This is a genomic window from Zhouia amylolytica AD3 (assembly GCF_000511935.2).
GTDB classification, from domain to species: Bacteria; Bacteroidota; Bacteroidia; order Flavobacteriales; family Flavobacteriaceae; genus Zhouia; species Zhouia amylolytica.
The window spans coordinates 1-11,865 of the sequence record NZ_AYXY01000021.1 but is presented as its reverse complement, the minus strand read 5'-3'; the positions used below and the strand labels follow the sequence as shown (position 1 = coordinate 11,865).

Here is an 11,865-nt window from a genome sequence, read left to right as displayed (position 1 = left end):
CCCGTCCTGAAATAAGTTGACACAAAAACGACTTATTTATGAAAGACAAGGACGAACAAAGGGAACAAACGCACACAGCGCGATTATAACCTAGGCTTTAAATTAGCTGTGGTCTCGCAGGTAGAAAAAGGCGAGATGACCTACAAGCAAGCTCAAAAACACTACGGGATTCAAGGTAGAAGCACAGTTTTGGTTTGGTTAAGAAAACATGGTACCTTAGACTGGAGCAAACCAAACCTATTTATGAAATCCAAAGAAACACCTGCACAGAAAATTAAACGTTTAGAGCGTGAGTTAGATGATGAAAAACTAAAGAACAAGATTCTTAATACGATGATTGATATCTCAGACAGTCAATATGGTACCTCAATCAGAAAAAAGTTTTCATCTCAACAATCCAACGCATCAGGCAAGAACAAGAAGTGAGCCTATCACGTTGTTGCCGGTTGTTTGAGATATCTCGTCAAGGGTTCTATCAGTCCATAAAGCGTCAGGAGTCCCGAGCCAAGGAACTTGCCAAAATAAAAGCATTAGTACTTCAATTGCGTATGCAGATGCCAAGAATAGGTACGCGAAAGCTGTATTATCTACTAAGGGACGAGTTTAGGCTACAGGGTATAAAAATAGGTAGAGATGCCCTATTTACTTACTTAAGATCAGAAGCCTTACTTGTTAAGCCAAAGAAGAACTATACAAAAACAACCGATTCCAAACACTGGTTAAGAAAACATGACAACCTTATGAAGGATCAAGTAATCAACAGGCCAGAACAGTACTTTGTAAGCGATATTACTTATGTGAAATCCAGGAAGGCCACACATTATCTATCGTTAGTTACTGACGCCTACAGTAGAAAGATAATGGGGTATCAATTAAGTGACAACATGAATAGTGATAATGTGGTCAAGGCTCTTAAAATGGCCATCAACAATAGAGTAAACGACACTAAGCTCATCCATCATTCGGATAGAGGGCTACAATATTGCTCCGAGGTTTATCAAACGGAATTGAGAAAAAACAATATCAGACCTTCCATGACTACAGGGGATGACTGTTATCAAAATGCATTAGCCGAAAGAATAAACGGTATCTTAAAAAGTGAATTTTTAATTTATCAATGCAATAACAAGAAAGAACTTGAACTCCTGGTTAAAGAGTCTATTGATACTTACAATAATGTAAGACCACATTTAAGTCTTAACATGAAAACACCTAATTTTGTACATATAAAAAAACCAGAGAAGCGAACTACTCTGGTTTGATTTAACTTTTTTAAAAACTGTCAACCTATATTAGGACGACTCAGTACCTTCCGGATGGTAATTGTAACTTTTCATCAATCTGATGAACTCCGCTCTGTACCCATCATCATCTTTACCCTTGCTCTTTTGGGCAAGTTCAATGATGTTTTCTTTTTTCATACCATTGAGATATTCCGATTCCCTGAGGTACATAGCCCATGCAGCTACTGCAGCCGTGAAGCTGAAATCTACAGAAGGTGCTTTCAAAGTGGTTTTTACAGAATGAACAAGCTCTTTGCTTTTATTTCCATCAGGATTTTTATACCTGAACTTTACAGTGAGTAATTCGTCCGAAAAATGAGTGTCGTTTTTTACGGAACTATATTTTAAAGAGTCAATATCCTTTAGATAATTACTTTCGATGCCCGATGGAATGATTTCATATAAAGCTGTAACATTATGACCGCTTCCCAATTCGCCGGCATCTTTAGTGTCATCTTTAAAATCTTCATCATTTAAAAGACGATTCTCATATCCAATGAGTCGATAGGCCTTTACTTTAGCCGGATTAAATTCAACCTGTATTTTCACATCTTTTGCAATTGTATAGATGGTGCCTCCAAATTCAGTCCCAAGTACTCGTTGAGCCTCTTGCATACTATCTATATAAGCATGGTTTCCATTCCCTTTGTCTGCGAGTGTCTCCAGTTTAGAATCCTTATAGTTTCCCATTCCAAACCCTAAACATGTTAAATAAACCCCGCTTTTTCTTTTTTCCTCAATTAATTCTTCCATGGCCTTATCACTCGAAGCACCAACGTTAAAATCACCATCTGTAGCTAATATGATGCGATTATTGCCTCTTTTAATGAAATGCTCTTCTGCGATTTTATAAGCCAGTTCTAACCCGGCACCACCTGCAGTAGAACCTCCGGCTTCAAGCTTATTTAAAGCCTCCATAATCTTGTTTTTGTTTTTTCCGGATGTAGGCTCTAAAACCATACCCGCTGCACCCGCGTATACCACAATGGAAACCCTGTCTTGTGGGCGTAATTGATTTACCAATAATTTAAAAGCGGATTTTAATAACGGTAGTTTGTTGCGACTATGCATTGAACCAGATACGTCTAATAAAAATACCAGGTTAGAAGCGGGTACGTTATCAAGAGGTATCTTCTTCCCCTGAATTCCTATTTTAACCAGTTGATGTTCTTTATTCCATGGCGCATAATTCAATTCTGTTTGAATAGAGAAGGGGACATCTCCTTTTGGTTGAGTGTATGAGTAATTAAAGTAGTTAATGAGCTCTTCTGTTTTAATCGCATCTTTAGGAATCTTTATACCTGTATTAATCATTCGCCTCATATTGCTGTATGAAGCCTTGTCGACATCAATTGAAAAGGTTGAAAGTGGTTTGTATTTTGGCTGCTGAAATTCGTTTTCTTGTATCTCAGCATAAGATTCGTTAGTAGGTTCACTTACAATTCCCCTTAACACAATATTTTGTTCCTTCTTTCGCCCATAAGCTACAGCCACATTAGATTTAATCATTTCTTGATCATATTCAGTCACCACGATCTCTTCAAGCGTAGAATGATCGCTTTCAAGCACCACATTATATACCGATTGATTGGTGATTTTAATTTCTTTGGTCTTCATGCCGATATAGGAAAAAACCAGAACGTTTCCCGTTTCAGCTTTGATGCTATAGTTGCCGTCAAAGTCTGTTGTGGTTCCATTAGTGGAGCCTTTAACTACAATGTTAACTCCAGGTAGCGGCTGACCATTGTTAGTAACCACACCTGTTATAGTTCGTTCTTTAGCGAAGGTAAAAATTGCTAATAATGAGAATAGAAAGGTGATTATTGTTTTCATAATATGAAGATTTGTATGATTAGAAACAACTATCGTACCAAAGTAGGAAAATGCCTGCTTCAGGGAATTTGTCTAACCAGGGTTGAATAATTATATATGTTGCCTTCCATCGGGTGTCGTATATATATTTTGTAATTTTGCCTGACTTCAAAGTAACATTTAAAAAACTGCTATGGCAGAAGAATTAACAGAACAAGAGTTACATAATCTGGCAATGAATGTGGTGGGTAAAGACCTCGAAAAAAACGGTTTCGAGTTTATGGCCGTAAATAGTAAATTAAAAAAAGATCCACAGTTTGTCTGTTTAAAAGATAAAAAGCTACACTTTATAATAGTCAGAGCTGTTCTATACCCGGAAAATCCGTCTGAGATAAATTATCTTTTTATGGAAACAATTAAAGAACACGCTACAAAGTTTAAGGCCTCAACTTATTATGCGGGTGTGGGGATTGCTAATGCTTCAGATTATGAAAAACCAGTGAATAAAGAACAAAACTATATTATAAAATACGATGGTATTATTAAGATTTAAGTGCACTTTTATTTTGGCATTAAGCCTTTTGATTTTTGCTTGTAAAACTGAGCAGAAGCAATCAGCAAATTCGATATTACAATATGAAGAGGGACAGGCGTTGGGAACAACATTCCACATACAATATGAAGTAGCTCATGATTCCATTCGCTTAGATGATGAAATTCAAACGGTGTTTGAAAATATGAACCGTTCGATGTCAACCTATATACCAACCTCTGATATTTCTAAAATAAATAAGGGAGATAGTACCATTGCAGTGGATGCTAATTTTAAGGAAGTCTTTTTTACAGCACAACGCATATGGAAGGAAACAAATGGATTGTTTGACCCTACTGTTGGAGCCCTTGTGAATGCCTGGGGTTTTGGGCCTGACAAGCCACTCGCCAGAATAGAGCAAGAACAGGTGGATAGTATTTTAGAATTTACCGGTTTTGATAAAGTGTCTATTACCGAAGAAGGATATATTCTTAAAAATCATCCCTATGTTTATTTTGACTTTAATGCACTTGCAAAAGGGTTTACATTAGATTTAATTGGACGTATGTTTGATGAGCATGGAATTAATAATTATATCATTGAAATAGGAGGAGAGATTCTTACTAAAGGTAAAAATGTAGTAAAAGAGAAAGATTGGATTGTGGCAGTTGACGACCCGACCCAACAAGAGGGAGAACGAACTTTGATTGCAAAAATTAAATTGAAGAATAAGGCGATGGCTACCAGTGGTAATTACAGAAAGTTTAGGTTAGACTCATTAACGGGCGAACGGTTCGTGCATACTATTAACCCTAAAACAGGTTATACGCAAAAGTCTGATGTTTTGAGCGTTACTGTCATTGCTTCAACTTGTATGGAAGCTGATGCTTATGCTACTGCTTTTATGGCTATGCCATTCGAAGAATCAAAGGCTCTATTGGAAAAATTAAATGATGTAGAGGCTTATTTTATTAGCGCGGCAGGAAAAGATAGTCTAAAAGAATATAAAACAGAAGGATTTAAAAAGTTATTGGTTAAATAACTATTTACGACAAAATGGGATAACTTCATTGATGTCCAAAGCAAATCGTTCCACTAATTCTGGAGCGATTTTTTTTGAATAGGGCACTGCTTCTACTTTAAAACCAATAGTCCTTAACTTATCAAAATAATCCCGTCCATAGACTCTTACATGATCGTACTGCCCAAATATTTTAGCACGTTCTTTCGGGTCTGTAATAGAATCGTCTTCAAAGGTTTCTTCTCTGTTTAAATCCTGAGGAATCTGAAACACGCCCCATCCTCCTTTTTTCATCACCCTGAAGAGCTCCTGCATAGCTTTTGTGTCATCTTTGATGTGTTCCAATACATGATTGCATAGTATGACATCAAATTCATTGTCCTTAAAAGGTAAATTGCAGATGTCTGCCTTAACATCCGCCAGGGGAGATTCTATGTCTGTAGTGGTGTATTCCAGGTTTTCCTGCTTCCTGAATCGTTTATAAAAAGCTTGTTCAGGAGCGAAGTGCAGAACTTTTAATGGGTCTTGAAAAAAGTTTGTTTCACTTTTTAAGAAAAGCCATAATAGTCTGTGACGTTCCAGTGATAGGGTGCTTGGTGAAAGCACATTGTTGCGCTGTTTCCCATACCCATAAGGTAGAAAGCTTTTAAAACTCTTACCATCTATTGGATCCGTGTAAGTATCGCCTTTTAGATAAAAGGCCATTAAAGGCCGCACCCAATAACTCATGCGAATCAACCAGGGGCGCGGAACCGTATTCAAAATTATTTTAAATATCTTTTTCAAGAAACTAGCTAAGGATTAAAGGATTTTGTCTGAATTCATCCTCCTCATTACTTTCGATGCCTAATTCATCATAGATATACTTAAATGTAGACAAGATCTCAGGTTTCCCATTAATTAAAGCTACATCATGCTCAAAATGAGCACTTGGTTTACCATCGGCAGTAACAATGGTCCAGCCGTCCTTTAATTGTTTAATTCTTCGGGTTCCCATATTGATCATAGGCTCTATCGCTACAACCATACCTTCTACAAATTTCTTCCCGCGTCCTCTTTTACCATAGTTTGGCATCTCAGGTTCTTCGTGCATCTTTTTTCCTAAACCATGCCCTACAAGTTCTCTTACTACTCCATATCCCTGATCTTCGCAATATTTTTGAATAGCAAAACCAACATCTCCAACTCGGTTGCCAGCTTTAAATTCGCGGATTCCAATATATAGAGATTCTTTGGTGACCTCTAGAAGCTTTTTAGTCTCAGGATCAATTTCACCAACTTCAAAAGTATAGGCATGATCACCATAAAATTCATTCATTAAGGCACCACAATCTATAGATACAATATCTCCTTCCTTAAGAGGTTCATTGGTAGGTAGTCCATGAACTACTGCCATATTGGTACTGGTAAGCAAGGTAGACGGACAGTCATATAACCCCAGAAAACCTGGAATCGCTCCGTGGTCACGAATAAATTCTTCAGCTAATTTATCTAGTTGTAAAGTGGTAACACCTGGTTTTACTTCTCTGGCCAACATTCCTAAGGTTTTAGAAACAATTAAGGCACTTTCTCTCATCAACTCAATTTCTTCAGGTGATTTAATCTTTATCATGTTATGTATTTTTAATGGTATGTTGAATTATTGCTAATTCTGTATGGCTGCAAAAGTAGCTAATATTTTTCAAAACAGATGGTTCTCAATATCCCGGAAAAAACAAAAGCCGCATAATTGTAATATGCGGCTTTTAAGTTGGTATATAATAATGTTATTTCTTCTTAACTCCTTCTTTGAATTGGTTAAATTCAGACTTTGTTTCCTTTTTAGGCCACGTGTTATTAGAAGTATCTATATCTGCAGTCTCTTCTTTTGGATCCACGATGATGTTAGTGATTTCTTTTTCTGAAGCAACCACTTTTACAACCTCAGCATCGTTCTTTCTCCAAACCATTGCAGGATATTTAACAGTTTCAGTAGAACCATCCTTATAAGTAAACTGTGCTATTAAAGGCATTGGAAGTCCACCTGGTTTTTCAAAAGTAATCTCGTAAAAGTATTTTGGATTTTTAAGCTCGCTACGTTCTGCAGCTGAGAAGTTGTCCATGATATACTCGTTAAGAGTTTTGAAGTTCTCAGAATCTGAGTTGTTAGCGACACTGTTTTTATAGTCTTCACTGCCCTCTTCTACCAGGTATACAAGCGAAGGTAAATCTGATTCGCTCATATTTCTTGCAGCAATATATTCTTTCATTTGTTGATTAGGCTTAGAAGAAACGTAAAGCTTTTTAACATCTTTTACGCCCATGTCAACATAGTCAGTGGTAAAGAACCAACCTCTCCAGAACCAATCAAGGTCCATCGCAGATGCATCCTCCATTGTTCTGAAGAAATCTTCAGGGGTAGGATGTTTGAATTTCCAACGCTGGGCATAGGTCATGAAGGCATGATCAAATAATTCAGGCCCCATAATGGTTTCTCTTAAGATATTAAGACCAGTTGCAGGTTTAGCATATGCATTTGAACCAAATTGATAGATGTTCTCAGAATTGGTCATGATAGGAGATAAAAAGTCCTGGTCTCCACCCATGTATCTAACAATGTTTTTGGCAGGTCCTCTTCGAGAAGGATAAGCATCTAGTTCCGGTAAATGCTTTTTTTGGAAATCCTGCTCAGCTAAATATTGCATAAAGGTGTTTAAACCTTCATCCATCCAGGTCCACTGACGCTCATCAGAGTTAACAATCATTGGGAAGAAATTGTGTCCTACCTCGTGAATAATAACACTGATCATTCCAAATTTAACTCGGTCACTGTAACTCCCGTCCTCATCAGGTCTACCATAATTCCAGCAAATCATAGGATACTCCATACCCTGGTTTTTAGAATGTACAGAGATCGCTTTATGATATGGATAGTCGAAAGTGTATTTAGAATAAGATTCTAAAGTACTCGCTACTGCTTTGGTGGAATATTTTTCCCATAAAGGGTTTCCTTCTTTAGGATACATAGAAACAGCCATTACCTTACGACCATTGATGTCAACAGCCATGGCATCGTAAATGAACTTTCTTGAAGATGAAAAAGCAAAATCTCTTACCATTTCAGCCTCAAACTTCCATGTCTTGGTCTTCTTAGAAAATGATTTTTCCTTTTGTTCAGCTTCCTCTTGAGTTACAATTACCACAGGTTCATCATACGACTTTTGAGCCTTTTCCCAACGTGCATATTCTTCTTTAGTGAAAAGATCCTTACGGTTAGTAAGAACCCCGGTACCATCCATGATATGATCAGCAGGAGCAGTAATATTTACTTCGTAGTTTCCGAAAGGTAGTGCAAATTCACCACGTCCGTAAAACTGATTGTTTTGCCAGCCTTCCACATCACTGTAAACACACATTCTAGGGAAGAATTGTGCGATGATATACAGGTTGTTTCCGTCTTTCTCAAAATGCTCATAACCACTTCTTGCACGATCTACAAGGTGATTGTTTAAGTTGTACCACCATTTGATACTGAAATCAATGCTTTCCCCTTGTTTTAAAGGCTTAGGGATGTCGATACGCATCATAGTTTTATTAACGGTATGAGCTAAAGGGTTTCCTTTACTATCCTTAACAGCCTCAATTTTAAAACCACCATCAAACTTATCTTCAAAATGCTTTTTTACAAAGCTTCCCGGCTGGTCAGCAAATGAGGTTCTGTCGCTCTCTATTAAATAAGTGTCAGAGTCCTGGGCTCTAACATTTTGATCCAACTGAACCCATAAGTATTCCAAAACATCTGGAGAATTGTTAGTGTAAGTAATTGTTTCTTCTCCGTATAGTTTTTGGTTTTCGTCATCAAGAACGAGATCCATCTTGTAATCGGCTTGTTGTTGATAGTAAGAAGGACCAGGGGCTCCTGAAGCAGTTCTGAACATGTTAGGAGTAGCAAACTCCTGATAAAGTTGTCTAAACTTATTATTGTTAATGTGTCCTGGTTTACGCTCTTGCTTAGCTTCTTCTTGTTGTGCGGTCGCAAACGACGCACTCAGAAAAATAACTGCAAGAATGCAATTCTTAATTTTTAGCATAGTAATTATTGGTTTTAAGCGGGTTAAAGTAATTAATTTTATAATTTTTGTTAAAGAATTGTTTAAAAATTTAACAAAGCTTTATCATTTCCGGAAATGAGGGAAAAGCTTTTTCTAAGGTCATCAATTTTAAAATGAACAATGTTGTTTTGTTTCTCAAACAACTCAAAAAGTAATGAGTTTTCAACCTCAATAGATTTTAATGCATCAGCATCGATTCCTTCAATCTCTATATAGCACTTAACAACATCATTGTCGTATTCCTTGCCCAGGTATTTTAAGTCTACCTTCTTATTGTTAACTTTAACATTCAAGTGATGTTTCAAATAACGTTCGATATAAAGATCGATGTTCGGCATCTCCTTATCACTCATTAACTTTGGCTTTATTTGATATCGCTCTTCAAGAGTGTCTTCAAAATCATCAATGAATATCCTACTGATAATTTGAAGTGACTTATCCTGATCAGAATAGTTAATATTAGTAACACTTACATAGAATTTATGAAGTGTAGTAAATGCAAATAAAGGCAGAATTAAGATGAGAATAAATTTCTTAATCTTTTTCATATAGCTCTGAACTTGAAAATGTGCCGCAAAATATAAAAAAGAGTTTAACCTTTATCCTTAAGATCCGTTAAAACTTTATCAGATAGAATTTACTTAATTACCTTCGTCGGAAACGTTAAACCTATTAAACTCGGCACTTTTTTCCTGTAAAAGTTCTAACATTTTCAAAGGTTGTTTTAGCTTGAGAAGGTTTTGAAATTTGGGGTCACTGGCACAGAAATAGATAAAAGCATCAATTTTATGTTCCGGTATTTTAAGGTGGTCTGTATAAAAGTCTTTTTCGAAACTTCTTTTGACCTTATCTGTGGTCTTTTCCTTTTCCTCAAGTTTAACCTGCATTTTTAATCTTTTGATCCTTCCCGTAATTGAATTGATGATTAAATCGAGAGGAATGAGACCTGCTGAAGTTCTGGCAGTATATAAACGTCTTTCTGATTGAGTAGGAGGTGTTACGGTTGCGTTAGGCAGTCCTAATGAAATAGCGCTTACTTCTTTTTTTAGTTTGATGTTATTGAGGTCATTAGATAAACTTCCCGATAAATTATAAGGAGTGACAACAACATCATCTAATTTGTTGACATCACTAACCAGGGTGATATGTAATTTCCCTTCTTTAAAGTGAGTACTGTCAATTCTTATGGTTCTGTTTTGATATTCTACGGATGAAAATTTAATACTGTCGTTAAGAGCGACCTTAATTTCGAACACTCCCTCAGGATTAGTGATTGTAGCATAATTTGTATTCAGGTTGATCACATGAATCCCTTCTAAAACTCCGGGTGCTTTTACCTTGCCCTTTATTAAAGTGGTTTGGGCGGATGAAAAAGCACAACCAAAACAACCTAAAATTAAAAGTAGATTAATTCTGAGGATCAATGTTTTGTTCTTTAAGGTAAGCCTTGCTTTCAGTTACTAAAAAATCGATCAATTGAAATTCGTTTGCCTTGGTAAGCAATGAATCAGATGGTAATTTATAATCGCAGTAATAGAGGAAGTCGTCTATTTTGTTTTGTGGTATTTTCAAGTCCATAACAAAAAATCGATCGTCATAGACTTGCCTGAGGAGTTCACTTGGTTTTAAACGATCCTCAAATTCTGGTTCTTTATCTTTTTTCGATTTGAAAATAGCTTTGTAAATGTTAACAAAATTTAACCCGTATTCCATACCCTTTAAATGATCTGGTAATGCTTCATTTTCTACAGGAGTAGCCTCATCCCGGTCATAAAATACACGCTTAAACTCTTCGTTTCTTAATTTTAGCGTTTCCTCCCTGTCTTTTTGAGTGAGTACGATTTCGTCAAGTTCTGTTATCTTTTCTTTTAACTGGATAACCAGCCTTTTGTTGTCTATAATGCTTTGGGTAATTGTAATACTTTGAAGCTGAAAATTTAATGAAATCACAGCAAGAACTTCCCCTTCATTAACCTCGATTTCAAAACTTCCGCTATTATTGGTAACTGTCGCTTTTTCTGTGGTCGTATTTACGATATTTATGTCAGGAACTACCTTGTTGTTGTGTAGTACAGTACCTCTAAGTAGAATTCCGTCTTGAGCAAGTGCTACAGAGACGTTTACAAGTAAAAATAATGTCAAGAAGTAGGCAGGTAGTGCTTTCATAAGTTAAATTTGATTACAATTTTATTATTTTATCTTGCTTTAAAGGCCAAAATTATGTTAAATGTAATTACTTAAATTTACAAAAAAATAGCATGTGAAATTCTTAACTAAGAATATCTTTGTTATCGAACTTAACAATTGTCATAATGAAAAAGCTTATTATAGCAAGTACTTCAACAGTTCACGGAGGAAGTTATTTAGATTACATTTTACCAGAACTTGATCAGTTTCTCAGCGAGGTTAACGAAGTATTATTTGTTCCTTACGCCAGACCCGGTGGTATAACCCATGATGATTATACGACAATAGCTCAAAATGGTTTTGAGAAAATTAATAAAAAAATTACCGGGATACATACTTTTTCTGATCCCGTAAAGGCTGTAAAAAATGCCCAAGCCATATTTACTGGAGGCGGAAATACATTTCTTTTAGTTAAGATGCTATATAAAAACAACCTGATGGAAGTGATTCGTGAATCTGTGCTTAATGGAACGCCTTATTTTGGGACCAGCGCCGGATCCAATATTACAGGACTCACCATGCAGACCACGAATGATATGCCTATTGTATATCCTCCGAGCTTTAAAACATTAAGTTTGGTTCCTTTTAATATCAACCCTCATTATTTAGATCCGATTAAAGGAAGTACTCATATGGGAGAAACCAGGGAAACCCGAATCAAGGAGTTTCATAATATAAATACCCAACCAGTAGTTGGAATTAGAGAAGGAAGTTGGCTAAATGTGGAAGGTGATCGAATTACTTTAAAAGGGGAGCTCTCTGCTCGAATTTTTGAGCAAAATAAAGCTCCTTATGAAGTTGCTTCAGGTGCCGAAATAGATTTTTATTAGCAGCTTTCTGAAAAAAGGAGTTCAAATAAAAACCAGGTCATTCTATTCCAATTTCTTTCCTTTGTCCTTCCTCTGTCATTCCGCACCTGTTGCGGAACCCATTATAGCT

General features: G+C 36.3%; 11 protein-coding genes. 4 read left to right on the top strand and 7 right to left on the bottom strand.

What is annotated here, in order from left to right:
• The first annotated feature begins 108 nt into the window (after nt 1-108).
• A protein-coding gene (locus P278_RS09790; protein ID WP_235444231.1) for an IS3 family transposase occupies nt 109-1,262 on the top strand; the annotation gives its coding sequence in 2 pieces (ribosomal slippage) (nt 109-382 and nt 382-1,262; 1,155 coding nt in all).
• A 30-nt stretch (nt 1,263-1,292) separates the two neighbouring features.
• Here the strand turns inward: P278_RS09790 and P278_RS09785 are convergent.
• On the bottom strand, nt 1,293-3,116 hold the full coding sequence (locus P278_RS09785) for a vWA domain-containing protein (protein ID WP_038266038.1): 1,824 nt from the start codon (nt 3,114-3,116) through the stop codon (nt 1,293-1,295).
• A 172-nt stretch (nt 3,117-3,288) separates the two neighbouring features.
• On the opposite strand from P278_RS09785, the gene P278_RS09780 reads away from it, so the two are divergent.
• Entirely contained in the window at nt 3,289-3,648 is a 360-nt protein-coding gene (locus tag P278_RS09780) for a hypothetical protein (RefSeq protein WP_038266036.1), read from the top strand.
• Between the two features lie 13 nt (nt 3,649-3,661).
• A complete protein-coding gene (locus tag P278_RS09775; RefSeq protein WP_235444277.1) occupies nt 3,662-4,669 on the top strand; it encodes an FAD:protein FMN transferase in 1,008 nt (335 codons plus the stop codon).
• Here the strand turns inward: P278_RS09775 and P278_RS09770 are convergent, their stop codons facing one another.
• The 6 genes from P278_RS09770 to P278_RS09745 all read right to left on the bottom strand — a co-directional run bounded on the left by P278_RS09770 (nt 4,670) and on the right by P278_RS09745 (nt 10,905).
• A complete protein-coding gene (locus tag P278_RS09770; RefSeq protein WP_038266030.1) occupies nt 4,670-5,434 on the bottom strand; it encodes a class I SAM-dependent methyltransferase in 765 nt (254 codons plus the stop codon).
• Between the two features lie 4 nt (nt 5,435-5,438).
• The gene (gene map, locus P278_RS09765; protein WP_038266027.1) at nt 5,439-6,260 is read right to left on the bottom strand and encodes a type I methionyl aminopeptidase; all 822 of its coding nucleotides are present in this window, start codon (nt 6,258-6,260) and stop codon (nt 5,439-5,441) included.
• Nucleotides 6,261-6,414: 154 nt separating this feature from the next.
• Entirely contained in the window at nt 6,415-8,718 is a 2,304-nt protein-coding gene (locus P278_RS09760; RefSeq protein ID WP_038266024.1) for a M1 family metallopeptidase, read from the bottom strand.
• Between the two features lie 62 nt (nt 8,719-8,780).
• The gene (locus tag P278_RS09755; RefSeq protein ID WP_038266020.1) at nt 8,781-9,287 is read right to left on the bottom strand and encodes a DUF6702 family protein; all 507 of its coding nucleotides are present in this window, start codon (nt 9,285-9,287) and stop codon (nt 8,781-8,783) included.
• A 93-nt stretch (nt 9,288-9,380) separates the two neighbouring features.
• Nucleotides 9,381-10,163: a carboxypeptidase-like regulatory domain-containing protein gene (locus P278_RS09750; protein ID WP_051413509.1), complete on the bottom strand. Its 783-nt coding sequence runs from the start codon at nt 10,161-10,163 to the stop codon at nt 9,381-9,383.
• Nucleotides 10,147-10,905: a carboxypeptidase-like regulatory domain-containing protein gene (locus P278_RS09745; protein WP_038266015.1), complete on the bottom strand. Its 759-nt coding sequence runs from the start codon at nt 10,903-10,905 to the stop codon at nt 10,147-10,149. Before P278_RS09745 ends, P278_RS09750 begins: the two co-directional genes overlap by 17 nt.
• Before the next feature lie 146 nt (nt 10,906-11,051).
• Here P278_RS09745 and pepE point away from each other — a divergent pair, with 146 nt between their 5' ends.
• Complete coding sequence (gene pepE, locus P278_RS09740) at nt 11,052-11,756, top strand: dipeptidase PepE (protein ID WP_038266012.1); 705 nt, start codon at nt 11,052-11,054, stop codon at nt 11,754-11,756.
• Nucleotides 11,757-11,865: the final 109 nt, after the last annotated feature.

Bases quoted from the DNA above. Each gene is read 5' to 3' on its own strand.
- P278_RS09745 (WP_038266015.1), bottom strand. From the start codon at position 10,905: ATGAAAGCACTACCTGCCTACTTCTTGACATTATTTTTACTTGTAAAC.
- P278_RS09760 (WP_038266024.1), bottom strand. From the start codon at position 8,718: ATGCTAAAAATTAAGAATTGCATTCTTGCAGTTATTTTTCTGAGTGCG.
- P278_RS09780 (WP_038266036.1), top strand. From the start codon at position 3,289: ATGGCAGAAGAATTAACAGAACAAGAGTTACATAATCTGGCAATGAAT.
- P278_RS09785 (WP_038266038.1), bottom strand. From the start codon at position 3,116: ATGAAAACAATAATCACCTTTCTATTCTCATTATTAGCAATTTTTACC.
- map (WP_038266027.1), bottom strand. From the start codon at position 6,260: ATGATAAAGATTAAATCACCTGAAGAAATTGAGTTGATGAGAGAAAGT.
- pepE (WP_038266012.1), top strand. From the start codon at position 11,052: ATGAAAAAGCTTATTATAGCAAGTACTTCAACAGTTCACGGAGGAAGT.
- P278_RS09755 (WP_038266020.1), bottom strand. From the start codon at position 9,287: ATGAAAAAGATTAAGAAATTTATTCTCATCTTAATTCTGCCTTTATTT.